Raw genomic sequence first — 24,880 nt, forward strand, 5'->3', positions numbered from 1 at the left:
AGGAGACGTTCCGTGACCGCAGTGGCGCACCGTTGGGACCGGCTCGGTGACGGCAACCCGCTTGTCGGGTTCGTCGACGCCTGCCTGCGCGGGCCGGCGCAGGTCCTGCTGCAGAACAACCCGCTCACCGGGCTGCTGGTCCTCGTCGCGGTCGCCTGGGGGGCGGTCGAGAACGGGCAGCCACGGATTTTCGGGGGAGGGGTCGTCGGCCTGCTCGTCGGCACCGCCACGGCGGTCGCCCTGCGGGTGGACGAGCCCTCCCTGCGCAAGGGACTGTTCGGCTTCAGCCCGTTCCTCACCGGCATCGCCGTGCCGACGTTCCTCGACGACCGGCCGCTGATGTGGCTCTACCTGGTGCTCGGCGCGATCGGCACGACGGTGGTCACGCTGGCCCTGAACACGATCTTCAAGACCTGGGGCCTGACCGCGTTCACCATGCCGTTCGTGCTGACGACGTGGGTGCTGCTGCTGGCCGCGTACCAGTTCGACCGCTTCACGGTGCTGACCAACCTCAAGCCGATGTTCCCCGGTGAGGGGCAGTTGACCGGTGGCCGTTTCGACTGGGACCTGATCCCGACCTTCCTGCGCGGGGTGTCCCAGGTCTTCCTGATCGACAGCTGGGTCACCGGGCTGATCATCCTGGTCGCGCTGCTGGTCAACTCCCGCTGGTCGGCGCTGTTCGCGGTGATCGGCGCGGTCGGGGCCACCCTGCTGGCGCTCTGGTTCGGCGCCGACTCGGCCTCGCTGGACAAGGGACTGTTCGGCTTCAACGCGGTGCTGACGGCGATCGCCGTGGGCGCGGTGCTGCACCGCCCCGGCGCGCTGGTGACCCTCTACACCCTCTTCGGCATCGCCCTGACGCTCTTCGTCCAGCTGGCCCTGGCGAGCGTGCTCACCCCACTCGCCATCCCGGGGCTGACCGGACCGTTCAACATCACCACCTGGCTGTTGCTGCTGCCCAAACGGCACTTCGCGCCGGTGCCCAACCACGAACGCGTCAAGGAGTCCGTCGTCACCGCGGTGCGACACACCGTCTGACGTCCCGACAGGAGAGGTGAGCCCCCATGCTCGCTCAGGAAGCGGTGAACTCGGGCGACACCGCCTGGGTGCTCGTCTGCACCGGCCTGGTGTTGTTCATGACCCCCGGCCTGGCCGCCTTCTACGGCGGTATGGTCCGCACCCGCAACGTCCTCGCGATGTTGCAGCAGAACATGGTCGCGCTGGGCGTCGTCAGCCTGACCTGGGTCCTGGTGGGATACACCATCGCCTTCGGCGACGACGCGGGCAGCGGCCTCTTCGGCAACCTCGAACTCTTCGGACTGACCGACCTCAAGACCCCACCCGCACCCCACCTGCACGTGGTCGCCGGCCAGGTGACCATTCCGACGCTGGCCTTCGTCGCCTACCAGATGATGTTCGCGGTGATCACCCCCGCGCTCGTCACCGGCGCCACGGCCGGTCGGCTGAGGTTCGCCGGCTGGGTGGCGTTCCTGGCGATCTGGTCCATCGTCGTCTACGCGCCGATCGCGCACTGGCTCTGGCACCCGGACGGCTGGTTGGCCGCGTTCGGCACCCAGGACTGGGCCGGTGGAATGGTGGTGCACGCCTCGGCGGGCGCCGCCGTGCTGGGCACGTTGCTGGTCGTCGGACGCCGTCGTGGCTGGCCACGCACCGCCTCCCCACCCAACTCCATCCCGCTGACCATCCTCGGGGCGGGCATCCTGTGGTTCGGGTGGTTCGGTTTCAACGGGGGAGACGGACTCCAGGCCAACGGCCTGGCCGCCCAGGCGCTGATCAACACCCACCTGGCGGCCGCCGCCGGAATGATCGTCTGGCTGGTGGCGGAGCGGCTGAAGGACGGCCACAGCACCGTCGTCGGCGGCGTCTCCGGGGCGGTCGCGGGGCTCGCGACCGTCACCCCCGCCGCCGGGTACGTCAACACGCTCTCCGCCATCGCCATCGGCGCGATCGCCGGGTTCGTCTGCCACTTCGCGCTGCGGCTGAAGTACCTGCTGCGGCTCGACGACGCGTTGGACGTCCTCGCGGTCCACTTCGTCGGCGGCATGCTCGGCTCGCTGCTGGTCGGCTTCTTCGGCGACAGCGGTGTCAACCCGCTCGGCAAGGACGGCCTCTTCTTCGGCGGCGGCGGATCCCTGCTCTGGCACCAGGTCGTCGGCGTGGTCACCGTGGTGGTCTTCTCCTTCGTGCTCAGTTGGGCGATCGCCGCCGGCGTGCAGGCCACGCTCGGGCTGCGGGCCCGCGCCGAGGTGCAGGACAACCTCGACCACGCCCAGCAGGACGCCGACGCGTACCACCTGGGCGGTGTGGCGGGTCTCAACGGCAGCGGCGCGCCCCAGCGTCGGCGCGAACCCGAACGCGGGCGCGACGCGCAACGACCGGCCCGGCCGCCGCAGGACGCCCGACTGGTGACCGCGACGGTCAACCCGACCCTGCTGCCGACCACCCGGGAGCTACGCGACGCGCTGGTCGGCGCCGGCGCCACCGCCATCGTGCTCTTCGACGCCACGGTCTCCACCGCCGAGCCGGCCGCCCGTTCGCTGCCCCGAGGATTCTGGCAGGACCAGGACCTGGTGGGCCGGGCCCGGGTCGAGGTGGTGGTGGAACGCGCGGCGGTGCCCGCGGTGCTGGACGTGCTGGTCCGCTACGGCGCGGACCGCTCCGAGTGCTTCGTGCAGGACGTTCAGCTCGCGACGGACGTGCGCTGAACAGGTACGCCCCGGCGCGACACCGACCACCGTCACCGGCCGGTACGCAGCAGCAGCGACAGGCTGGCCAGGGCCAGCGTTCCCCAGGCCGGCACCCAGAGCGGCTGTTGCTGTGCCACGGTGCCGAGGCCGCCCCCGGCGGCGTAGCAGGTCAACGCCAGCAGCCCCAGGAAGGTGCCCTGCCGGGCCCGCGATCGGACGGTGTCCGGTCCGACCAGCCACCGTCCGATGCGTTCACCGAGCTTGGCCACCGTGCCCGACTGGTAGGTGACGGCAGTGGTGATCCCGGCGGTACGGGCGAACAGCGTCGCCAGCGCGCCCATGGCGAGACCGCCGGCGGCGGCCAGCCCGACCCGCGCCGGCCCGCCCTGCCGGCCGTAGTCGAGCAGCACGTTGAGCGCCGTCCAGAGGGCCATGGCGAGCACGGCGCAGGCGAGCCCCCGCGAGGACTGCGACCACCGGCCCGGTGCCGTTCGGACCTGCGAGACGACGCCCGTCCCGACGGCGAACGCGACCAGCGAGGCCGCGGACTCGGGCCAGGCGGCGTGTCTGCCGGCCAGGCCGATGCCCAGCAGGACGGCGTTGCCCGACTGGTTGGCGACGAAGGCCCCGTAGTGCAGGAAGGCGAAGGCGTCGACGAAGCCGGCGGTGCCGGTGGTGAGGGCGAGGACCAGCAGCGGATGCCGGAACTCCCGGTACACGTCCTGGGGGTCCGCGGTGAACGACGGCCGCGCGGATGCCGAGTCGCCCATCGCGTTGCACACCCTCCGACAGCGGCCCCGAACACGCCAGGCACAACGCACTGTACCGAACCGGTCACGCGGCTCAGCCCGCTTCGCGGCGGATCGACGGTTTCACGCCCGGTCGGCGCTCTCGCGCGGGTCGGCCTGGGCGACGCGAACCCGGCCGGGGCGGCGGGCGACGACCCCGGTCGGGCGCAGGTCATAGGGTGGTCCCCGTGGCGACCCTCCTGCTTCTGCGACACGGCCGGACGACAGCGAACGCGGACGGCGGTCTGGCCGGCCGCCAGCCGGTCGAGTTGGACGACACCGGGCGCGCCCAGGCCAGCGCGGTCGGCGAGCGGCTGCGGCAGGTGCCGCTGGCCGCCGTGGTGACCAGCCCGCTGATCCGCTGCCGGCAGACCCTGGAGTTGGCGCTCCCGCAGGCCACCCCGGTCGTCGAGGACGGCCTGATCGAGTGCGACTACGGCAGTTGGGAGGGTCAGCCGCTGAAGAAGCTCGCCAAGGAGCCGCTCTGGCCGGTGGTGCAGCAGCACCCCAGCGCGGCCGTCTTCCCGGGCGGGGAGGCGATGGCGGCGATGGCGGCGCGGGCCGTGGCGGCGGTGCGCTCCTGGGATGCCCGGGTGAACGCCGAACACGGGCCCGAGGCGGTCTGGCTGGCCTGCAGCCACGGCGACGTGATCAAGGCCATCGTGGCGGACGCGCTCGGCGTACACCTGGACGCCTTTCAGCGGATCGTGGCCGACCCGGCGTCGGTGACGGCGATCCGGTTCACGCCGCTGCGTCCGTTTCTGGTGCGTCTCAACGACACCGGCGGCGACCTGACGGCGCTGGTGCCGCCCCCGGCCAAGCGGCGTCGGCGCGCGAGCCGGGTGGCCGACTCGGACGCGGCCGTCGGCGGCGGGGCGGGTGCGTCGCGGTGAGGCGGGTCACCACCCCACCCCCGGCCGCTGCGTCAACGCCCGCCACGCCCGGGTGCAGCCCCTGGTACGCCGGGCGCGCCGCCCCTGCGGCGATTCGCGTCGGTGGGGTGCGCGGTGCCCAGGCGGGCCGGATAGGGTCGTGGGTATGACCCACCAGGTGCACGCCTTCGAACCGCCGGAGCGGTTCGTCGCCGGGACTGTCGGGCCGCCGGGGGAGCGCACGTTCTTCCTGCAGGCCCGCGGCGGCGGCAGGCTGGTCAGCGTCGCGCTGGAGAAGGTCCAGGTGTCCCTGCTCGCCGAGAAGCTGGAGGAGCTGCTCACCGAGGCGCAGCGTCGCTTCGGGGTGGACCTCCCCGAGCTGGCGCCGGTGATCGGCGACAACGAGCCGCTGGACACTCCGGTCGACGAGGAGTTCCGGGTCGGGACCCTCGGGCTGGCCTTCGACGTGGACACCGCGACCGTGGTGATCGAGGCGATCGCGGCGGGCGAGGTGGAGCCCGAGGTCGAGCTCGGCGACGAGGACGACGACGAAGACGACGAGGACGACGACGAGCCGGACGAGGACCTCGATCGCCTCCGGGTCCGGCTCACCCCGCAGGCGACCCGCCAGTTCATCGAGCGGGCCCGGCGAGTGGTCAACGCGGGCCGGCCACCGTGCCCGCTCTGCGGCCAACCGTTGGACCCCGCCGGGCACCTCTGCCCGCGGCACAACGGTTACCACCGGTGACCTCGTCCGGCCTCCAGCCTCGCCAGGACGGCGACGCCGCGCTGCGGCTGCTGCGTGACGGCGTCCTCGACCTGGAGGGTCGGCTGGTCGACGCGTCGAACACGACGCTGCGCGGCATCCTGACCCTGGACGGGATGACCGCCCGCTGCGTCTACAAGCCGGTCCGTGGCGAGCGCCCCCTCTGGGACTTTCCCGACGGCACCCTGGCCGGTCGGGAAGTGTCGGCGTACCTGGTCTCCCGGGCCACCGGGTGGGGCCTGGTGCCGCCCACCGTGCTGCGTGACGGCCCGCTCGGCCCCGGCTCCTGCCAGCTCTGGATCGACGAGCCGGAGGACGCCGAAGCGCTCGTCGGTTTCCTGCCCGCCGGGGAACTGCCGCCGCGCTGGATCCCGATCGCCGCGGCCCGGGACGACGACGGCGCCGCGTACGCCCTGGCCCACGCCGACGACCCACGGCTGGCCCGGCTCGCGGTGCTCGACGCGGTGCTGAACAACGCCGACCGCAAGGGCGGTCACGTGCTCGTCGGCGCCGACGACCGGATCTACGGCGTGGACCACGGGGTGAGCTTCCACGTGGAGGACAAGCTGCGCACGGTGCTGTGGGGTTGGGCCGGCAAGCAGTTGCCCCCGGACGCCGTGGAGATGCTCGACGCGCTGGCCGGGCAGGTCGCCGGGCCGCTCGGCGCGGAGCTGGCCGACCACCTGACGATCAGCGAGGTGGCCGGGGTGGCCGCCCGGGTCGACCGGCTGCGCGAGACCGGCAGCTTCCCGCTGCCACCGGAGGACTGGCCGGCGATGCCCTGGCCACCCATGTGAGTCGCTGTCATCTTGATCACCCGTGGGGTGCTCCGGCGTCGTCGCCGGGCTGGCTAGGCTGATCCCATGGAGTCTTGGGCGGGACACGAGGTGCCACGGCTGCCGGGCAGGGGCGAGCCGCTGGCGTTGTACGACTCGGCGCGGCAGGGTGTCCACCCGAGTGAGCCGGCCGACGCGGGAAGCATGTACGTCTGCGGCATCACCCCGTACGACGCCACCCACCTCGGCCACGCCGCCACCATGATCACGTTCGACCTGGTGCAGCGGATGTGGCGCGACTCCGGCCGCCCGGTGCGCTACGTGCAGAACGTCACCGACATCGACGATCCGCTGCTGGAGCGGGCCACCCGCGACGGCGAGGACTGGGTGGTCCTGGCGATGCGCGAGACGGCGCTGTTCCGGGAGGACATGGAGGCGCTGCGGATCATCCCGCCGGCGCACTACGTGGGCGCCGTCGAGTCGATCCCGGACATCGTCGAGAAGGTCGAGGTGCTGCTCAAGGACGGCGCCGCGTACCGGCTCGACGACGGCACCGGCGACGTCTACTTCGACATCTCCGCCACGCCCCGCTTCGGCTACGAGTCGAACCTGACCCGCGAGCAGATGCTGGAGATCTTCCCGGAGCGCGGCGGCGACCCCGACCGGGCCGGCAAGCGGGACCCACTGGACCCGCTGCTGTGGCGCGGAGCCCGCGAGGGCGAGCCGTCCTGGCCGGGCGGCGAGCTGGGCCCGGGCCGCCCCGGCTGGCACATCGAGTGCGCGGTGATCGCGCTCAACCTGCTCGGCGACCGGATCGACGTGCAGGGCGGCGGCAACGACCTGCTCTTCCCGCACCACGAGGCGTCCGCCGCGCACGCCGAGCGGCTCACCGGTCAGGCGCCGTTCGCCGAGCACTACGTACACGCCGGGATGATCGGCCTGGACGGCGAGAAGATGTCCAAGTCCCGGGGCAACCTGGTCTTCGTGTCCCGGCTGCGCGCCGACAAGGTCGACCCGATGGCGATCCGGCTGGCGCTGATCTCCGGGCACTACCGCAGCGACCGGACCTGGACCGACGAGCTGCTCGCCGCCGCGTACGAGCGTCTGGACCGTTGGCGGCGGGCCGCCGCCGCGCCCGCCGGGCCGTCCGGGGCTGAGCTGCTGGCCGAGGTACGCGCCCGACTGGCCGACGATCTCGACACCCCCGGCGCGCTGGCGGTGGCCGACCGCTGGGCCGAGGCGGCCCTGGCCGGCGCCACGGACGACCCGGAGGCCCCCGCGCTCTTCGCGAACACGGTGGACGCTCTCCTGGGCATCCGCCTCTAGCCCATCGGCCCCGGCGGCGGACACCCGCGCCGCGCTGTGCCGTGCGCCATGTCGCGGCGGGAGGATGATCGACTCGGTTTTCAGGAAGTCGCGGCGTCCCGACCAGTGCGATGCCCCGACTTCCCGAAAGCCGAGTCGATCACCCCAAGACACCCGATCGACCCCGACAAGACGCCGCACAGTTGACCCCGACCGCGTTGATCATGAGGTTGGCGGGCATTTCGATCTCTGCCGGACCCGTCAACCTCATGATCGACCGGGGTGCGCGCGGGTGCGCGCGGGGGCGCGCGGGGTCGCGCGGGGTCGCGCGGGGTTGTGGTCCGTGGGGACCGTCAGCCCAGGATTAGGCCGGGGTCGGGTTCTGGGTCCGGGCTTGGGCCGGGGATCTTGTACTCCTCGGTGAGCGTGGTCATCGGGCCGGGCCAGGTCGCCTGGGACACCTCGATCGGCTTGCGGTGCGCGTCGTACGCGACGTGCAGCAGGTGCAGCACGGGGGTGTCGGGTCGGATCTGGAGGATCTCGGCCTCCTCCCGGCTCGGCTGGCGGGCGCTGATCGTGTCGGTGGCCGAGACGTAGCGCCGCCCGGTGGCTTCCTCGGCCTCCTGGTAGAGCGGCCGGCCGAACGCCTCGGTGCGCTCCAGGGAGGTGCCCGCGGTGTCGCGGGGCAGGAACCAGGAGGCGCCCACCTCGACGGGGGAGTCGTCGGTGCGTACGAGGTGCCGGCGGCACAGCAGGCTGGTGCCGTCGGACACGCCGAAGGCGTCGGCCACCTCGGCGGGGGCGGGGGCGGGCCCGACGGAGACGAGCTGCTGCCGGTACCGGGCGGCCAGGTCGGTGTGGTAGCCGCGGAAGCCGCCGTAGCGGCCCCGGGAGAGGCGGTTGAGTCGGCGGCGGGTGCCCCGGACGTACGTACCGGAGCCGGGTTTGGTGATCAGGATGCCCTCGACCCGCAGCTGGTCGACGGCGCGTTGCACGGTCTGCTTGGCGACGCCGAACATCTCGGCGATGGCCGGGATGGACGGCAGCCGCTCGCCCGGCCCCCAGTCGCCGCGGCGGACCTGGGCCTTGAGCTGCGCGGCGATCTGTCGGTGCGGGAACTCGGCGGCCCCGGGGTTGATCTGCACACCCGCCTCCTTGATCACATCTAGGTTCCTAGGATGCCCTAGCGGGTGTGACGGCGCCACCCCGGACACGCCAAAACGGGCCCCCGGACCACAAAGGTCCGAAGGCCCGCAGAGGAGCGGCGGCTACCAGGAACCGGCGGTGGGGCCGGCGGAACCGCCCCGGCGGCGCAGGTACTTCTCGAACTCCTGGGCGATCTCATCACCGGTCAACGGGGTGATGCCCTCGTCGCCGACCCGTTCCTCCAGCTCGCGGACGTACTCGCCCAACTCGGCGTCCTGCTCGGCGGCGCTGCGCACCCGCTGCTCCCACTCGGCGGACTCCTCGGCCAGGTCGGCCATCGGCACCGGCAGGTCGACGACCTCCTCGACCCGGTGCAGCAGGGCGAGGGTGGCCTTCGGGCAGGGCGGGTTGTTGGCGTAGTGCGGCACGTGCACCCAGAACGAGACGGCGTCCACCTCGGCGCGGGTGCACGCGTCGTGCAGCACGCCGACGATGCCGGTCGGGCCGTCGTACCGGGTGGGGGTGAGCTGGTAGCGCTCGGCGGCCTGCGCGTCCGAGGCGCTGCCGCTGATCGGCAACGGCCGAGTGTATGGAACGTCGGCCAGCAACGCGCCGAGCAGCACCACCCGTTCCACCTCCAGGCTGTGGCAGATCTCCAGCACCTGCTCGCAGAACGTCCGCCAGCGCATGCTCGGCTCGATGCCGCGGATCAGCACCACGTCGCGGTCGGTGCCCTCCGGGCTGGCCACCATGAACCGGGTCGTCGGCCACTCCACCCGCCGGGTCTCCCCGTCGGCCATCGTGATGGTGGGCCGGCTGACCTGGAAGTCGTAGAAGTCCTCCGGATCCAACTCGGCGATCTGCCGGGCGTTCCAGACCTGCTCCAGGTGCTCGACAGCGGCGGTGGACGCGTCGGCGGCGTCGTTCCAGCCCTCGAACGCGGCGATCGCCACGGGGGACCGCAGCACCGGCAGTCCGTCGAACTCGGTCACGCCGTCACCTCACCCTGCTCGTCGCGGCTGGCGCCGGGACCGCGCCCGGTCGTCATGCCGTGGTGCACGGTGGCGTCCCTGTTGTCCTTCACGTCCGTCAGCCTACGTGCAGGGCGGGGGCACGGCCCGTCGGCCGCGCCGGTCGGCCGCTCCGACAGCAGGTCATACCCGAACGAACCAGACAGGGTGATCCCCGTGACACAATAGGGGATCGCTCGAGGATGGTCGTGGAGTCCGGCCGAATCGCACTAACCTGAACGGGTGCGGACTTCATTGATGGATGTGCTGGCTGAGCGGGTTCTCATCGCCGACGGTGCGATGGGCACGATGCTCCAGGCCGCGGACCTCACGCTCGACGACTTCGACGGGCTCGAGGGGTGCAACGAGATCCTCAACGTCACCCGCCCGGACGTGGTGCGCGGGGTGCACGACGCCTACCTGGCCGCCGGTGCGGACTGCGTGGAGACCAACACCTTCGGCGCCAACCTCGCCAACCTCGCCGAGTACGACATCCCGCAGCGCATCCGCGAGTTGTCCGAGGCGGGCGCGCGGATCGCCCGGGAGGCCGCCGACGCGGCCAGCACCCCGCAGCGGCCCCGGTTCGTGCTCGGCTCGATCGGGCCGGGCACCAAGCTGCCCACCCTCGGGCACGCCGACTACTCGACCCTGCGCGACGCCTACCAGGAGAACGCCGCCGGTCTGATCGCTGGCGGCGCGGACGCGCTGATCATCGAGACCTGCCAGGACCTGCTCCAGGTCAAGGCGGCGGTGGTCGGGTCGAAGCGGGCGATGGCCGAGCTGGGCCAGTCGGTGCCGATCATCTGTCACGTCGCCGTGGAGACCACCGGCACGATGCTGGTCGGCAGCGAGATCGGTGCGGCCCTGGCCGCGATCGAACCGCTGGGCGTGGACCTGATCGGGCTCAACTGCTCGACCGGCCCGGCCGAGATGAGCGAGCACCTGCGGTACCTGTCGCAGCACTCCCGCATCCCGCTGTCGGTGATGCCGAACGCCGGCCTGCCGGTGTTGACCGCCGACGGGGCGTACTTCCCGCTGACTCCCGTGGAGCTGGCCGAGGCCCTGGAGCGGTTCGTCACCGAGTACGGCGTGGGGCTTGTCGGCGGCTGCTGCGGCACCACCCCGGAGCACATCCAGGTGCTGTCCGAGCGGCTGCACGGCGTGACCGCCCCGGCCCGCGAGCCCCGACACGAGGCGGGTGTGTCCTCGGTGTACCACCCGGTGCCGTTCGCCCAGGACGCGTCGGTGCTGATGGTGGGGGAGCGGACCAACGCCAACGGCTCGAAGGCGTTCCGGGAGGCGATGCTCGCCGGTGACTGGCGGGCCTGTGTGGAGATCGCCCGCAGCCAGGCGCGCGACGGCTCGCACCTGCTCGACCTCTGCGTGGACTACGTCGGCCGCGACGGCACCCAGGACATGCGGGAGCTGGCCGGCCGGTTCGCCACCGCGTCGACCCTGCCCATCATGTTGGACTCCACCGAGCCGGCGGTCGTCGAGGCCGGGCTGGAGATGCTCGGCGGGCGGTGCGTCGTCAACTCGGTGAACTTCGAGGACGGCGACGGCCCCGAGTCCCGGTACGCGCGGGTGATGCCGATCGTCCGCGAGCACGGCGCCGCGGTGGTGGCGCTGCTCATCGACGAGGAGGGCCAGGCCCGTACCCAGGAGTGGAAGGTCCGGGTCGCGACGCGGTTGATCGACGACCTGACCGGCCGGTGGGGGATGGACCGCTCCGACATCCTGATCGACGCGCTGACCTTCCCGATCGCCACCGGGCAGGAGGAGACCCGCCGCGACGGCCTCGAGACGATCGAGGCGATCCGCGAGATCGCCCGTCGCTACCCGGGCGTCAACTTCACCCTGGGCATCTCGAACATCTCCTTCGGCCTCAACCCGGCGGCCCGGCAGGTGCTCAACTCGGTGTTCCTGCACGAGTGCGTGCAGGCCGGCCTGACGTCGGCGATCGTGCACGCCAGCAAGATCCTGCCGATGTCGAAAATCCCCGACGAGCAGCGCGAGGTCGCCCTGGACCTGGTCTACGACCGGCGTCGCGAGGGATACGACCCGGTGCAGCGGTTCCTGGAGCTCTTCGAGGGCGTCGACGTGACCAGCGCCCGGGCCAGCCGGGCCCAGGAGTTGGCCGCGCTGCCGCTGGACGAACGGCTCAAGCGGCGGATCATCGACGGTGAGCGCAACGGCCTGGAGGCCGACCTGGACGACGCGATGGCCGGCGGCCGGTCCCCGCTGTCGATCATCAACGACATCCTGCTGGACGGCATGAAGGTGGTCGGTGAGCTGTTCGGCTCCGGCCAGATGCAGCTGCCGTTCGTGCTCCAGTCCGCCGAGGTGATGAAGACCGCGGTGGCCTACCTGGAACCGCACATGGAGACCGCGGAGGACGGCGGCAAGGGCCGCATCGTGCTCGCCACAGTGCGCGGCGACGTGCACGACATCGGCAAGAACCTGGTCGACATCATCCTGTCCAACAACGGCTACGAGGTGGTGAACATCGGCATCAAGCAGCCGATCAGCGCCATCCTGGATGCCGCCGAGCAGCACCGCGCCGACGCGATCGGCATGTCCGGGCTGCTGGTGAAGAGCACCGTCATCATGAAGGAGAACCTGGCCGAGATGGCCACCCGCGGGGTCGCCGAGCGGTGGCCCGTCCTGCTGGGTGGGGCGGCGCTGACCCGCGCGTACGTGGAGGACGACCTGCGCGCGATGTTCCCCGGGCAGGTGCACTACGCGCGGGACGCGTTCGAGGGTCTGTCCCTGATGGACAGGGTGATGACCGCCAAGCGTGGCGGCGCGCCGGTGATCGACCCCGAGCGGGAGGCGGCCCTCGCGGCCCGGCGGGCGCGCCGGGAACGGCAGCGCTCGGTGGTCAGCACGTCGCTGCCGGAGCTGCACGACTCCTCGGTCCGCTCCGACGTCGCCGCCGACGTGGCGGTGCCCACCCCGCCGTTCTTCGGCACCCGGGTGGTCAAGGGCGTGCCGATGGCCGACTACGCGGCACTGCTCGACGAGCGGGCCACCTTCTCCGGGCAGTGGGGCCTGCGCGGCGCCCGGGGCGGCAGCGGACCCTCCTACGAGGAGCTTGTCGAGACCGAGGGCCGCCCGCGCCTGCGGTACTGGCTGGACCGGTTGATCGCCGACCAGGTCCTTGAGGCAGCCGTGGTGTACGGCTACTTCCCGGCGTACTCCGAAGGCAATGACCTGGTGGTGCTCGACGAGAACGGGCACGCGGAGCGCGCCCGGTTCTCGTTCCCCCGGCAGCGGCAGGAGCGGCGGCTCTGCCTGGCGGACTTCTTCAAGCCCCGGGGCGAGCAGCTCGATGTGGTCGCGTTGCAACTGGTCACCGTCGGCCAGCCGGTCAGTGAGTACGCGGCGAAGCTGTTCGCCCGCAACGAGTACCGCGACTACCTGGAGGTGCACGGGCTCTCCGTGCAGCTCACCGAGGCGCTCGCCGAATACTGGCACCAGCGCATCCGCGCCGAGATGACCCTGCCCGACGGCCGCCCGCTGGGGCACGACGACCCGGCGGACCTGGCCGGCATCCTGCACAACGACTACCGGGGTTGCCGGTACGCGTTCGGCTACCCGGCCTGCCCGGACCTGGAGGACCGGGCGAAGATCATGGACCTGCTCGGGGCGGACCGGATCGGGGTCGAGCTGTCCGAGGAGTTCCAGCTGATGCCGGAGCAGGCCACCGACGCGATCGTCGTCCACCACCCGGAGGCCAACTACTTCAACGCCAAGTAACGGTGCAAGTGCCCTGACCTGCATGTGAGGTCGTCCGAACGGCGGCTGAGTCATGATCATGCCGCGGTCAGATGTGCTGGTCCGTTTGCCGCGATCGATGCTGCTCGCACCACGGCAGCTGAGGCAAGGCCCTAGCATCGGCCCCATGATCGAGGACTTCGCGGGTCGGCTCCTGCGCGACATGGCCGGCCTCGACCCGTGCACAGCGGTCGTCGACGCCGGCGAGCAGGATGTCGACGGGCTTACCGACTACAGCCCGGAGGGCCACCAGGCCCGCGCCGACCTCGCGGCCCGCGCCCTGCACGAACTCGAGACCGTGGGTGACGCACTGCCGGCCGCGACCGCGCTGCACGCCCACCTCGCCGAACGGCTGAGTGCGCGGATCGCCGTGCATGACGCCGGGGAGGACCTGCGCGAACTGCACGCGGCGGCCACCGGTCCGCTCCAGCTCATCCGCCAGGCCGTCGAGGCCGCGGTTCCGGGCCACGGCGCCGAGGGCGCGGCCTTCGAGGAGGGTTGGGCTCGTGTCTGCGCACGCCTGGCCGCGATCCCCACGGCCCTGGACGGGTACGCCCGCAGCCTCCTGCTTTCCGCGGAGCGCGGCAATGTGCCGGCCCGGCGTCAGGTGGAGCTGGTCACGCAGCGCTGTCGCACCTGGATCGACGACGATGTCGCCTTGGTGGATCGCTACGGCGATGGGCGTCAGCGGGCGTCGTTGCAGGCCGCAGCGACGGGCGCGCGAGCGGCGTACCAGAGACTGGCCGAGATGCTGACCGCAGACCTGGCACCACGGGCCGTTGAGGAGGAGGCGTTCGGTCAGCAGCGGTACGCACTCTGGGTGCGTACCTTCCTCGCGGCCCGCCCTGATCTGCGCGAGTTGTACGACTGGGGCTGGGACGAGTTCCGAGCGACAGAGGCAGAACTGATCGCGGAAGCGAAGGCCCTGGGCGGGAGCGTGCCCGAGGTGCTCGCCTGGCTCGCCAGCCCCGACGCGCCTGGCACGCTGCACAGCAGGGAGGCATTCGGCGGGTGGTTGCAGGAGCTGTTGGAGGCCACCACCGAGCGACTGGACGGCGTACATTTTGACATTCCCGCCCCGCTGCGGCGCATCGAGTCGCGGTTGACCACGTCGTCCGGTATTGCCTACATCGGGCCGTCGCGGGACGTGGCGCGGCCGGGCCGGGTCTGGTGGTCCGTCCTCGAGGACGCGACGAGTTTCCCCACCTGGTACGCGTACAGCACCGCCTATCACGAGGGCGTTCCCGGGCACCACCTCCACCTCGGCTCCGAGGTCTGCCGGGGAGGCCTTGGGCAGCGGTTGAACCTGCTCGGCGGCCTTGCCGGCAGCCAGGAGGGCTGGGCCCTGTACGCCGAGCGGTTCATGGACGAGCTCGGGCTCTACGACCAGCCGGGTGCTCGACTGGGCTATCTGTACATGCAGCTCCTGCGGGCGGCACGGGTCGTGCTCGACATCGGTCTGCACCTGCGGCTGCCGGTGCCGTCTGGTGACGGAGCAGTGTGGACGCCGGATGCTGCGCTGCAGCTGCTGCGGGACCGCTGTCATCAGGGGCCGTACGCGTCCGCCGAGCTTGCGCGTTACCTGGGCCGGCCAGGGCAGGCGCTGGCTTACAAGGTGGGTGAGCGCGTGTGGCTGGCAGGCCGCTCGTCCTTCCCCGGCGACCGGCGCGCATTCCATCGCTACGCGCTGGGGCTGGGTTCGCTGGGGCTGGATCAGTTGACGGCGGCCCTTGAGGTTGGCCGTGCGCCGTAGGGCGATCGCCAGGGGTGGTCAGGTGGTGTGCACGCCGCGCGCTCTGGCATTGTGATAGGTACCTTGCCATGACAAGGTAGTGGTATGCAGCCCGATCCGAAGCTCGTTGCGTTGCGGCGCGGCCTGCTCGAACCACTCGTCCTGGCTGCCGTCGAGTCCCAGCAGCGGTACGCGGCCGAGATCCTCGCCGCTCTACAGCAGGCAGGTTTTCCCGCCCAGGAGGGCACGCTGTATCCGCTGCTGAGCAAACTCCGTCGAGACGGGCTCGTGCACCACGAGTGGCGTGAGTCGCCGTCCGGGCCACCCCGGAAGTACTTCTCCCTCACGGATGCCGGCAGGGGGCAGCTCACCGCGTTCCGCGACTACTGGGGCGAACTGACCCTCATGATCAACACGATTGGACGATGATTCATGAACGAGCCGGTATCCACCCGCCTCACCGGGTATGTCGCGGCCTTCCCCGCCACCCCCGGCGCGCGCGACGCCCTGCGGCAGTACCTCGACGACGCGCGACGCGCGCTGCGCACCGACCCGGACGCTGACGAGATCGTCCGAGACCTCGAATCAGCGATCGGCGACCGGCTGAGCGCTCGCACGGCCTCGGGCGACGACGCGGTGACCGGTGCCCGGATGACGGCGATCCTGGCCGAGCTGGGGCCGGTGAGCCCGGCACGCCCCGCGCCGCCGTCCGTCCAGGGGAGGTCGCGTGGCCGGTTCTGGTGTCGGATCAACGAGGGCAAGTGGTTCGGCGGCATCTGTCTCGGCGTCGCGGCGTACGGCGAGTTCCGTGTCGACTGGGTACGAACCGTCGTGCTGCTGCTGACCCTGGTCACCGGTGGGCTGCTCGGCGTGGCGTACCTGGTCCTGCTGCTCGTGCTGCCCGTCGTCCCGACGGTCACCGACTACGAGCGCCAACGGGACGCACCGCGATACCCGTGAACCGACAGCGCACAGCCGGAAGGGACAGTCCCGCCCGGGCATGCGGCGCCGGCCCTTCAGGTGCGACGCTGCCGGGATGCGACAGGTCACAGTGCTCGGAAGTTGCGGTGGCTTCCCCGAACCCGGCCGCGCCTGCAGCGGTTTCGCCGTGGACTGGGACGGCTACCGCTTGGTGCTGGACCTGGGCTATGCCACGCTGCCGCGGCTGCTCAGACACTGGCCGGACGGCGTGCTGGACGCTGTCGTCGTCACCCACGAGCACCCGGATCACTGCGTCGACCTGCACGGTCTGTTCAGGATGCGGTTCTACGGTCAACCCGGGGGGCCACGGCTGCCGTTGTTCTGCCCGCCCGGCGTGCTCGACCGGCTCAGCGGCTTGGAGCCCGATGTCGATCTACAGGCGGTCTTCGACCTGCACCCGTTACCCGGCGGGTACCGGGTCGGGCCGTTCGACCTGACCGGGCTGTCTCTCCCGCACTTCGTGCCCAACGCCGGCGTCCGGATCGCGGCCGACGGGATTGTCCTGGCCTACTCCGGGGACACCGGGCCGACTCCCGCGCTGGCCGAGCTGGGACATGACGCTGACCTGTTCATCGTCGAGGCGACGGACCGCGACGGCGAGACGAGCCGTCCCACCCGAAACCTGTTGACCTCCACCGAGGCTGGTCGGTGGGCTCGTCGGGCGGGCGCCCGCCGCCTGATGCTCACCCACTTCTGGCCGGGCAACGACCGGGAGGTGGCGGTGGCGGCCGCGCAGGTGGAGTTCGGCAGTGCCGTTATGGCGGCTGAGGAAGGGCTCACGCTGACGCTCGGGACGCCAGACAGCGGATGCGCCTGTCGCCGCTGCGGCTGATCAGCCCCGTTTCTGCCCATGGTCAGTCCGCATCGTCGTCATCAGTCAGGTAGCCAACGCCATCACAGGTGGGACAGGGCCCGAAAACGCTTCCCATTCCCTTGCCCATGCCCGTCGTCTTCACCATGCCCGGGAGCCGCGCGACACCACGGCATTCCGGGCATCGGCGGTGGACGCCTGTGGGGCGAGGCGGGGGTGCCTCGGTGTCCTGACCTCCTGGCTCCACCGTGCGAGGGTAGCCGTAGGGGGCTGATGGGTATCTGGACCATGCCCGGAGTCAGGGCTCGACAGGGAGTAGGTAGGCGCGCCGCGATTGTCGCTTGAAGGTCAAGGGGTCGCCGGGCCACACGGGCACCGGCAAGATGGTGGCGTGGAGACTGAGCCCGTCACAGCTGGCCGGGCGGTGTTCGTGGACGGGCTGGAGGGCTTGCCTGGCAGCTCGGGCGGCTGTCGCCTTGCCCTGACGTTGGCATGTCCGGTTCTTCTTCGTGCCGCTGACGTCTGGTGGGTTGAGGATGATGTGCTGTACGTCCAGCGCGGTGACGCCCCGGCGGTGGCGCATCGGGGTGGCCTCGAATGGCGTCGGCACTGGTAGCGCGCAGGGGCCTGGTTCCCGCTACGGTGTCGCTGTGTCTCGATTCAGCATGATGGCCCGCGTCGACATCCCCAGCGAGGTGGTCGACGCCGAAGCCTGGATCGCGCGATATCGCGAGTCGTTGACCTCAATCGCGGAGAGCGGCTGCGGCTGCTGCGTACGTGCGTGGCAAATCGAGGGACCGCAAGAGTTGGTCGACACGATCCCGCTGGTGCTCACGGCCTCGACGGAGTGGGACCGGGACTAGTCACCGCAGGGCCGCAGCTCGGCCAAGGGCCACAGGTTTGCGGCGTACTGGTCGACGTCGAACGTCAACGTGCCACGATCTCCAACGTCGGGCAGCTGGCGACCGATGTCGGTCCACTGCACTTGCCGCTCCCTCGCAGCAGCCGGGCAGACAGCACGCCGCAGCCCCCAGTTTCGCAACTGGGGCAGGATGTTAGAGCCCTGGGATGCCGTAATCGGGGGTGTCACGCTCACGGTTCGGTGGATCGTGCCTCTCCCCGTGCTCATCGGACGGCATCATTCTATCTATTTCTTCTAAGAGTTCTTGGTAGGGCGGGCGTTCCGTCGGCACCTGTGTAAATCTTATCTCCGGACCCATCAGTAATTGTTTGCCGCGCGTCGACGGTGTCTCGCCTGCGGGGACAGTGGGGTCAGGAGTGTCACCGGGAGGCGGTGGGGACTCTTCCGACGCTGAAGGCATTGAGGACAGGTTGCCAGGTTCTCTGCCCGCTGGTTCCGGTGCGTGCGCGCGGTCTTTCTCGGGTTGCGCGGTTGACCGTTGACGTGGAGAGTCCCCGTCGGATCGTTTCGGTGGTCGCGGCGCTGGCGGGACATGTCGTGGCGGGACGGGTCCTGTCCCCTGTTGTTCGCTGATGTCCGGGCCTCGCTTTCTGCGCGATTCGTTCCACGCCGAGGGCATGATCGACAGGATCATCTCGATCAGGCGCAGGATGTGCGCGAGCAGCGCAGGGGTTTCCACATCACGTCCGTTCCTCCTCGCCTCTTCGGTTTGGAGGTGATAAATATGATAAGTTACGAAAATTGCTGCCAGGCTCATCAGAAGGCCGCCCGCGGTGCCTGCCAGGGCTATCCAGTCGGATATCTGCATGGATCTATTCTGCACGCCGGCCGCAACTGCCGATCTTGCGGTATCTCCCTGGTCGACAGCCCGGTTGCTGTGGCACACCAGATGCGGTGACCGCACGTCACCCGGCGAGCGTGTCGTCCGCATTCATGATCTGGTCCCGTACCAGCGGTGCGACAGCCGCGACGCGGCAGACGGTCTGCTCTGAATGTCGAAGACCGCCGGGTGGCTCCGTCCTCGGGGAGGATGCGGTCATCGTGATCGCAGCAGAGCAGGGAGATCCGGCATGGCGATCCAGCGGATGGACAACGTCCTCATCGTGGTCGAGGACCTTGACGCGGTCATCGCGTTCTTCGTCGAACTCGGCATGGAGGTGGAGGGGCGGGGGCCGGTCGAGGGGCGGTGGGTGGAGCGGGTCATCGGGATCGACGACGTCCGGCAGGAGGTGGCGATGCTGCGGACCCCGGACGGCCACGGCAAGGTCGAGTTGGCGATGTTCCACCGACCAGCGGCGATCATCACGGCACCGAGGGACGCGCCGGCGAACACGCTGGGCATTCGGCGGATCATGTTCGCCGTCGACGACATCGAGGACGTGGTCGCCCGGCTGCGCGGCCACGGCGCCGAACTGGTCGGCGAGGTGGAGCGGTACGAGGACATCTTCCGGCTCTGCTACGTCCGCGGCCCCGAGGGCATCGTCGTCGGCCTGGCCGAACAGCTCCGCTGACGCCGCCGCCGGTCGGTCCCACCCGCACCACTTCACTGTTGTCGGGGCCTCGCGAGCGGCGCAGACCACTACATCAGTGAAGTAGTGCGGCCCTTGGCGACGCCACGCCACCGCCGACGGCGGGCTCAGGAGATCAGGGTGCCGCCGTCCACCGTCACCACGGTCCCGGTGGCGTAGGTCGCCCGCAGGAGGTAGACGAACGCCTCGGCGACCTCCTCGGGCTCACCCACCCGACCGAGCGGAAGGGACTCGCTGAGCTGCGCGTACATCTGCTCTCGGGTTTCTTCGGGCAGGGAGTCCCACAGCGGTGAGCGGATCACGCCGGCGGAGACGGCGTTGACCCGGATCGGGGCGAGTTCGACGGCGAGCGCGCGGACCAGCGCGTCGATCGCCCCGGTGATGCTGGCCGCTACCGACCAGCCGGCGTTGGGCCGGTGGTTGGCGGTGCCGGTGGTGAGGGTGATCGACCCGCCGGGGCGCAGGTGCGGCAGTGCCGCGTTGACCGCCGACAGGGAGCCGAAGTAGCGCAGGTCGAAGGCGGTCCGGGCGGCGTCGAGGTCGAGGGCGTCGACGGCCATCAGCGCGAGGGGTTCCCCGGCGGTGTAGACGAGGTGGTCGAACGAGCCGAGGTCGCGGAACAGCCGGGACACGGCACCCGGATCGGTGAGGTTGGCGACGTACCCCTGGGTGGTGGTCGGCAGGGTCGTCAGGGCGCGGTCCACGCTGCGCTGGTTGCTGGAGGCGACCACGACCTGGGCGCCCTCGCGGGCGGCGCGGGCGGCGGTGGCGAGGCCGATCCCCGAGGTTCCGCCGAGTACGACGACGCGCTTGTCGATGAGGGTCATGATCGTGTCCTTCCGGGTCGGGTGATGGAGACGGCTACCACCGTGCTCCGCCGGGAACGTCCGCGTCCAAGACCTCTTTCACCTCCTGTGATGCCCGTTGGGCATCACTCCACTCATACCCGTCGGGTATCGTGGAACCGCCCGGAGCGGCAACCGGACGGGGGCGCTGTGGACGTCGATCTGCGCAAGCTCCGCTACTTCGTGGCGGTCGCGGAGGAGCTGCACTTCGGTCGGGCCGCCGCCCGGCTGCACATCGCCCAGCCGGTCCTGTCACGGCAGATCCGGGCGTTCGAGCACGAACTGCGCGCCGAGCTCTTCGTTCGGGACCGCCGCTCCACGGTGCTGACCGAGGCCGGTCGGCAGCTGCTGACCGACGCCCGTGCGCTGCTCGCCTCGGCGGAGGCCCTACGGCGGCGGGTGCAGCGGGCCGCCCACGGCAGGCCGACGTTCACCATCGCGTTCATGCCCGGCCTGCTCGTCACCGCCGACGCCCGCGCCATCGGCCAGCGACACCCCGACCTGGCCGTCAACGTCGTCCGGACCTCCTTCGACGACCAGGCCGACATCGTCCGTGACGGGCGCGCGGACGTCAGTTACGTCCGGCTTCCGGTCGACCAGCGCGGCCTGCGCCTGCGGCCACTGTTCAGCGAACCCCGCGTCGTCGTCCTGCCCACCGATCACCGGCTGGCCGGCAAGGAGTCGGTCGACCTCGCCGAGCTGGCCGGGGAACGGCTCTTGCAGGACCCGGACGCGGTGCCGGAGTGGCGGGACCTGCCGAACCGTCCCATCGACAGCGACCCTCGCCCTCGGCCCGCGCTGAACTCCGTCGAGGAGAAGCTGGAGCATGTCGCCGCGTACGTCGGGACGGTGATCCTGCCGCTGTCGACGGCGACGTTCTACACCAGACCGGACGTCGTTCACGTGCCCGTCGCCGACCTCGGCCCCAACCAGGTGTGCCTGGCCTGGGCCGAGGACAACCGGTCACCGCTGGTGCACGAGTTCGTCGACCTCGCGGCGCCACCACCGGGTGATCGGCGCCAAGGAGGGTCAGGCGCTCCGGAAGGTCTCGCGTAGCGCCGGGTCCAGCGGGCGGCCACTCGTCGGCTCGATGAACAGGTTGGCGAGCAGGAGATCGCCCAGGTAGGTCGGGTTCACTCCGGACTCCTTGCGGCCGAGGGCCTGCGCCGCACCGCCGAGTCGCAGGGCGGCCCGCGCCGCGCCGGCCGGCAGGCGGCCGACCCGGCGGGGCCGGCCGACCGCCGCGGCGATGCGCGCGAGCATGTCGTGCCAGCTGAGGTTCTCGTCGGCGACCGGGAGGTCGGCGCCGCTGGCCTGCTCCAGGGCGTCGACGGCGACCTCGGCCACGCTGCGCGCGGAGGCCGCGGCGCTGCCGCCGACCGGGGCGACCAGCGGGGTACGCGAGCGCGCCCACCGGTCCAGCGGACCGGCCCAGTTGGGCAGCCGGTCGCCGGCCCGACCGAAGACGAAAGGCAGTTCGAGGACGGCGACCGGCAGGCCCTCGCCGGCGGCGGCCCGCCCCTCCCGGGCCTGCTCCAGGCGACACCGGATGTACGTGTGCCGCTCGGCCAGGCGCCACTGGGGGTGGAGCCGGTCGAAGTAGGTGTAGTAGGAGCCCATCACCACGCCCCGGGTGAGACCTTCCAGGCGGGCGGCGGTGAACAGGCGTACCACCGGGTCGACGTTGTCGCGGCGGAACTCCGGATAGATCGGCTTGGGCAGCGGCCGTTGCTCGTCGGTGCGGGTGGCGTACACGACACCGTCGTGACCGGCGAGCACCTGCCGCAGGTCCTCGATCGAGGCGGACCCGACATCGAGCAGATGGTCGACGCCCGACTGGGCGGTACGCGCCACAGTTGTCGCGGCGTGGCCACGCTCCCGCAGGACGTCCACCACGTGAGCGCCGATCAGGCCGCTGCCACCCACCACGAGAATGCGCACGGTGCATCGTCCACTCTGGAACCCACTCCTTGTCAAGCGTCTGCCGCTGCGGCGGCGGCAGCCGACGGGCTGCTCCGGCGCGGGGTCGACAACCGGCGAGGATGCCGTCCACACCCCGACATTCGCCTAGATTCGAGGGTGCGGGACACCATCACTGGCGAAACGGGGTTGAGGATGCCGGATCCGCGCGCTTTCTGGCTGGACGAGCAGTTCGACCGCGAGCACGGCGTCGAGGGGCGCGGCCGGTACGAGGCCGAGGTGCTGCGGCGGATCGACGACTTCGCCGACACCTGGGGCGACTTCGCGCCGGTGGCGTTCGCGGTGACGGCCTGGCGGCTGGCCACCGAGCTGTCGCCGGGCTTCGTCCGCTGGCACCGGCGGATCATCTCGGCGACCTGCGCCCGCAGCCCCTGGGACGGCAGCCTGGTCTGTGCGGTGACGGTGGCCTCCCGCTGGCCGGCCGAGCTGACCTGGACCAAGCAGTGGCAGCGCGACCGTGGTTGGCAGGACTGGCCCCAGATGTTCGGCCAGTTCACCACACCCACCGAGCAGGACCAGACGCGCCGCCCGCACCTGCGCGCGCTGCTGCAGGTGGAGGCGCCGGTCCCACTCGACGATCTGCCGCCGACGCCCGACGGTCCGGACGACGACGACGTCGCCGCGGCGGCACGCCGGGCCGTGGTGGTGCTGGCCCGGGAACTCAACGACCTCCTCGCGCCGATGATCGGGCAGCTCGACGCCGGAGTGCCGGCGGACTCCTGAGATGCCCGCCGGGCGGTAGGTTCGTCGGCGTGGATCTGGACGACATCGCTGCCCGGCTCGGCGTGCCCGTCGAGGAGGTCGACCGCGTGCACCGGCTCGCCGGTGACGGGCCGTCCGCCCCGTTGCCGCCGAAGGCGGACGCGCCCGCGATCCTCGACCGGCTCGCCGTGCCGCCGGACGACGCCGCCGAGATCATGGCGGGCTGGCCGGAGCCGGGCTCACCGCTGTGGACGGCGGAGCTGCGCTGGCTGCTCGACCGTTCGATCGCCGCGGTCCGCGCCGACCTCGGGGGCTACGACTGGCTGCCGCCCGGCCCGGAGCTGCCGCGCGAGCGGGGGCCCGCCTGGCGGCACCTCTACGTGTACGCGTACCTGGCCCTGGTCGACGTGGTGCGGGGGTACCACAGCGACCACGGCGTCCCCGATGCCGTGTCCTGGGTGACCCTCGCCGACCTGGGCCGCAACCTCGCCGTCGACCGACGGATGCGCGGTGACGGCTGGCCGGTCATGCAGAGCTGGCTGACGCTGCACTCGCGCGGTGGCCTCTACGAGCTGGGCCGGCTGCAGTACCAGCGCGGCGACGGCGCCCTCGGCCTGCACGTCCCCGAATCGGGGCCGTTGACCCCACAGGCGGTGACGGCGTCGCTGGACGAGGCCCGCGCGTTCTTCCCCCGGCACTTTCCCGACGAGCGCTACACGGTGTTCTCCTGCGGATCGTGGCTGCTCGACCCGCAGCTGCGGGAGTACCTTCCGGAGGACTCCAACATCCTGCGGTTCCAGCGCCGGTTCGAGCTGGAACCCCACCAGGAGTCGGAGGGGCCGGACGCCGACATCGAGATGCTGCGGTTCGGGTTCCGCACCCTGACCACGCCGCTGGACGAGCTGCCGCGCCGCACCGTGCTCCAGCGCGCGATCATCGACCACCTGCGGGACGGCGGCCACTGGCACTGGCGTCGCGGCCACTTCCCGATCTAGACGGCCGGGTTCCACCACGTCCCGTTGGCGGTCGCGTGGGCCGCCGGTTCGATGACCTCCCACGCCTCCACGATGGCCCCGTCGGCGATCCGCAGGACGTCGACCACGACGATCTCCGGCCCCGCGTCGGGTAGGCGGCGTCGCGAGTGCACCACGACGTGGTCACCGTCGGCCAACAGGTGCAGGATGTCGACCCGCATGCCGGCGGTCGGGCCCAGCGCGGCGCGGACGGCGGCGAGCCACTGCGTCCTGGTCGAGGTCGTCGAATCCGACCGGTGGTGGATGAAGTCCTCGCTCAGGAACGAGGCGAGCGTGTCGACGTCGCCCGTGTCGACCAGCCCTGCCAACGCGCGTGCGACGATGCTCTTGTTCTCGGTGGTCATGGGCGCAAGTGTTTCCCCGGCCCGGGTGGTTGTCGATGACATCGCACTTCATGGCGTCCGCACCGACGATGAGTAGGCTCATGATCGTGTATGCGGTCGGGGAACTCCTACGGCAGTGGCGCAAGCGCCGGGGGCTCAGCCAACTCGACCTGGCGATCGCCGCGGATGTCTCGGCCCGGCACGTCAGTCTGGTCGAGACCGGCAAGTCCACGCCGAGCGCCGACATGATCCTGCGGCTCGCCGACCAGCTGCACGTGCCGCTGCGTGATCGCAACCAGTTGCTGCTCGCCGCCGGCTTCGCACCCCGGTACGCGCAGCGTCCGCTCGACGACATCGCCCTGTCCGGTGCCCTCGACGCGGTCCGCCGGGTGCTGCGGGCGCACGAGCCGTATCCGGCGCTGGTCTTCGACCGCCGGTGGAACATCGTGCTGACCAACAGTGCTGTGGACCCGTTCTTCGCGTACGTGGCCCCCGACCTGTTGCGGCCACCGGTGAACCTGATCCGGCTGGGCCTGGACCCGCGCGGGCTGGCCCGCCTGGTGGTCAACCTGGCCGACGTGCGGGCGGTGTTCCGCAGCCGGATCTCGCGTCAGCTCGCCGCCGCTCCCGACGCGGAACTGGCGGCGCTCTACCACGAACTGCTGGCTCCGCTGCCGGAGGAGCCGACGGGTCAACGGGTCGACGCCGACGTGGTGATCCCGATGATCCTGCGGATCAACGGGCGCGAGCTGCGGCTGTTCTCGACCATCACCACGTTCGGCACGCCGACGGACATCACGATCGAGGAGATCGCTGTGGAGTCCTACTACCCGGCGGACGCGCAGAGCGCCGCCTACTTCACGACGTAGGGCC

General features: G+C 71.2%; 23 protein-coding genes. 17 read left to right on the forward strand and 6 right to left on the reverse strand.

The features are described from left to right. Positions 1 to 12 precede the first annotated feature (12 nt). The gene (gene yut / locus KBX26_RS17730; protein WP_210865915.1) at positions 13 to 1,038 is read left to right on the forward strand and encodes an urea transporter; all 1,026 of its coding nucleotides are present in this window, start codon (positions 13 to 15) and stop codon (positions 1,036 to 1,038) included. 26 nt (positions 1,039 to 1,064) lie between these two features. Further along, positions 1,065 to 2,726, forward strand: a complete 1,662-nt coding sequence (locus tag KBX26_RS17735) for an ammonium transporter (protein ID WP_210865916.1) — start codon at positions 1,065 to 1,067, stop codon at positions 2,724 to 2,726. A gap of 32 nt (positions 2,727 to 2,758) precedes the next feature. On the opposite strand, the gene KBX26_RS17740 is transcribed toward KBX26_RS17735, so the two are convergent. Further along, positions 2,759 to 3,478 carry a YoaK family protein gene (locus tag KBX26_RS17740; RefSeq protein WP_210865917.1) on the reverse strand — a complete coding sequence of 240 codons (720 nt, stop codon included), beginning with the start codon at positions 3,476 to 3,478 and terminating at the stop codon, positions 2,759 to 2,761. A 197-nt stretch (positions 3,479 to 3,675) separates the two neighbouring features. Between KBX26_RS17740 and KBX26_RS17745 the strand changes: the two genes are divergently transcribed. From KBX26_RS17745 to mshC, 4 genes are all read left to right on the forward strand, one after another. Then, positions 3,676 to 4,389, forward strand: coding sequence for an MSMEG_4193 family putative phosphomutase (locus KBX26_RS17745; RefSeq protein ID WP_030332804.1), 714 nt, complete (start codon positions 3,676 to 3,678; stop codon positions 4,387 to 4,389). A 145-nt stretch (positions 4,390 to 4,534) separates the two neighbouring features. Beyond that, entirely contained in the window at positions 4,535 to 5,116 is a 582-nt protein-coding gene (locus tag KBX26_RS17750; protein WP_030332806.1) for a DUF3090 domain-containing protein, read from the forward strand. Further along, the gene (locus KBX26_RS17755) at positions 5,113 to 5,931 is read left to right on the forward strand and encodes an SCO1664 family protein (RefSeq protein WP_030332808.1); all 819 of its coding nucleotides are present in this window, start codon (positions 5,113 to 5,115) and stop codon (positions 5,929 to 5,931) included. Before KBX26_RS17750 ends, KBX26_RS17755 begins: the two co-directional genes overlap by 4 nt. Positions 5,932 to 5,997: 66 nt before the next feature. Next, positions 5,998 to 7,236, forward strand: coding sequence for a cysteine--1-D-myo-inosityl 2-amino-2-deoxy-alpha-D-glucopyranoside ligase (gene mshC / locus KBX26_RS17760; RefSeq protein WP_030332810.1), 1,239 nt, complete (start codon positions 5,998 to 6,000; stop codon positions 7,234 to 7,236). 332 nt (positions 7,237 to 7,568) lie between these two features. Here mshC and KBX26_RS17765 read toward each other — a convergent pair whose 3' ends face one another. Both KBX26_RS17765 and KBX26_RS17770 read right to left on the reverse strand, forming a co-directional pair. Then, complete coding sequence (locus KBX26_RS17765) at positions 7,569 to 8,360, reverse strand: GntR family transcriptional regulator (protein WP_210865973.1); 792 nt, start codon at positions 8,358 to 8,360, stop codon at positions 7,569 to 7,571. A 123-nt stretch (positions 8,361 to 8,483) separates the two neighbouring features. Continuing rightward, positions 8,484 to 9,353: a PAC2 family protein gene (locus KBX26_RS17770; protein WP_030332815.1), complete on the reverse strand. Its 870-nt coding sequence runs from the start codon at positions 9,351 to 9,353 to the stop codon at positions 8,484 to 8,486. 276 nt (positions 9,354 to 9,629) lie between these two features. Here KBX26_RS17770 and metH point away from each other — a divergent pair, with 276 nt between their 5' ends. The 7 genes from metH to KBX26_RS17805 all read left to right on the forward strand — a co-directional run bounded on the left by metH (position 9,630) and on the right by KBX26_RS17805 (position 19,105). Further along, the gene (gene metH / locus KBX26_RS17775) at positions 9,630 to 13,130 is read left to right on the forward strand and encodes a methionine synthase (RefSeq protein ID WP_247680778.1); all 3,501 of its coding nucleotides are present in this window, start codon (positions 9,630 to 9,632) and stop codon (positions 13,128 to 13,130) included. A 145-nt stretch (positions 13,131 to 13,275) separates the two neighbouring features. After that, positions 13,276 to 14,901 carry a DUF885 domain-containing protein gene (locus KBX26_RS17780; RefSeq protein ID WP_210865919.1) on the forward strand — a complete coding sequence of 542 codons (1,626 nt, stop codon included), beginning with the start codon at positions 13,276 to 13,278 and terminating at the stop codon, positions 14,899 to 14,901. Positions 14,902 to 14,985: 84 nt separating this feature from the next. After that, positions 14,986 to 15,309, forward strand: a complete 324-nt coding sequence (locus tag KBX26_RS17785) for a PadR family transcriptional regulator (RefSeq protein ID WP_210859510.1) — start codon at positions 14,986 to 14,988, stop codon at positions 15,307 to 15,309. Positions 15,310 to 15,312: 3 nt separating this feature from the next. Beyond that, positions 15,313 to 15,840, forward strand: coding sequence for a PspC domain-containing protein (locus KBX26_RS17790; protein WP_210865920.1), 528 nt, complete (start codon positions 15,313 to 15,315; stop codon positions 15,838 to 15,840). A gap of 76 nt (positions 15,841 to 15,916) precedes the next feature. Then, positions 15,917 to 16,693 carry an MBL fold metallo-hydrolase gene (locus KBX26_RS17795; protein WP_247680764.1) on the forward strand — a complete coding sequence of 259 codons (777 nt, stop codon included), beginning with the start codon at positions 15,917 to 15,919 and terminating at the stop codon, positions 16,691 to 16,693. Positions 16,694 to 17,322: 629 nt separating this feature from the next. Continuing rightward, positions 17,323 to 17,535: a hypothetical protein gene (locus KBX26_RS17800; protein ID WP_210859500.1), complete on the forward strand. Its 213-nt coding sequence runs from the start codon at positions 17,323 to 17,325 to the stop codon at positions 17,533 to 17,535. A 1,129-nt stretch (positions 17,536 to 18,664) separates the two neighbouring features. Then, positions 18,665 to 19,105 (forward strand): VOC family protein, encoded by a 441-nt coding sequence (locus tag KBX26_RS17805; RefSeq protein WP_030332827.1) that lies wholly within the window; start codon positions 18,665 to 18,667, stop codon positions 19,103 to 19,105. Positions 19,106 to 19,230: 125 nt separating this feature from the next. On the opposite strand, the gene KBX26_RS17810 is transcribed toward KBX26_RS17805, so the two are convergent. Next, on the reverse strand, positions 19,231 to 19,950 hold the full coding sequence (locus tag KBX26_RS17810; protein WP_030332830.1) for an SDR family oxidoreductase: 720 nt from the start codon (positions 19,948 to 19,950) through the stop codon (positions 19,231 to 19,233). A gap of 168 nt (positions 19,951 to 20,118) precedes the next feature. Here KBX26_RS17810 and KBX26_RS17815 point away from each other — a divergent pair, with 168 nt between their 5' ends. Further along, the gene (locus tag KBX26_RS17815; RefSeq protein ID WP_210865922.1) at positions 20,119 to 21,024 is read left to right on the forward strand and encodes a LysR family transcriptional regulator; all 906 of its coding nucleotides are present in this window, start codon (positions 20,119 to 20,121) and stop codon (positions 21,022 to 21,024) included. Here the strand turns inward: KBX26_RS17815 and KBX26_RS17820 are convergent. Beyond that, entirely contained in the window at positions 20,998 to 21,909 is a 912-nt protein-coding gene (locus KBX26_RS17820; RefSeq protein ID WP_210865923.1) for an NAD(P)-dependent oxidoreductase, read from the reverse strand. The genes KBX26_RS17815 and KBX26_RS17820 overlap by 27 nt on opposite strands. A 174-nt stretch (positions 21,910 to 22,083) precedes the next feature. On the opposite strand from KBX26_RS17820, the gene KBX26_RS17825 reads away from it, so the two are divergent. Next, complete coding sequence (locus KBX26_RS17825; RefSeq protein WP_247680765.1) at positions 22,084 to 22,671, forward strand: hypothetical protein; 588 nt, start codon at positions 22,084 to 22,086, stop codon at positions 22,669 to 22,671. Between the two features lie 29 nt (positions 22,672 to 22,700). After that, the gene (locus tag KBX26_RS17830) at positions 22,701 to 23,645 is read left to right on the forward strand and encodes an acyltransferase domain-containing protein (RefSeq protein ID WP_210865925.1); all 945 of its coding nucleotides are present in this window, start codon (positions 22,701 to 22,703) and stop codon (positions 23,643 to 23,645) included. Here KBX26_RS17830 and KBX26_RS17835 read toward each other — a convergent pair. Continuing rightward, the gene (locus KBX26_RS17835) at positions 23,642 to 24,028 is read right to left on the reverse strand and encodes a nuclear transport factor 2 family protein (protein ID WP_030332840.1); all 387 of its coding nucleotides are present in this window, start codon (positions 24,026 to 24,028) and stop codon (positions 23,642 to 23,644) included. The genes KBX26_RS17830 and KBX26_RS17835 overlap by 4 nt on opposite strands. An 80-nt stretch (positions 24,029 to 24,108) precedes the next feature. Here KBX26_RS17835 and KBX26_RS17840 point away from each other — a divergent pair, with 80 nt between their 5' ends. Further along, entirely contained in the window at positions 24,109 to 24,876 is a 768-nt protein-coding gene (locus KBX26_RS17840; RefSeq protein WP_210865926.1) for a helix-turn-helix domain-containing protein, read from the forward strand. Positions 24,877 to 24,880: the final 4 nt, after the last annotated feature.

The organism is Micromonospora sp. C97, assembly GCF_018070385.1.
GTDB classification, from domain to species: domain Bacteria; phylum Actinomycetota; class Actinomycetes; order Mycobacteriales; family Micromonosporaceae; genus Micromonospora; species Micromonospora parva.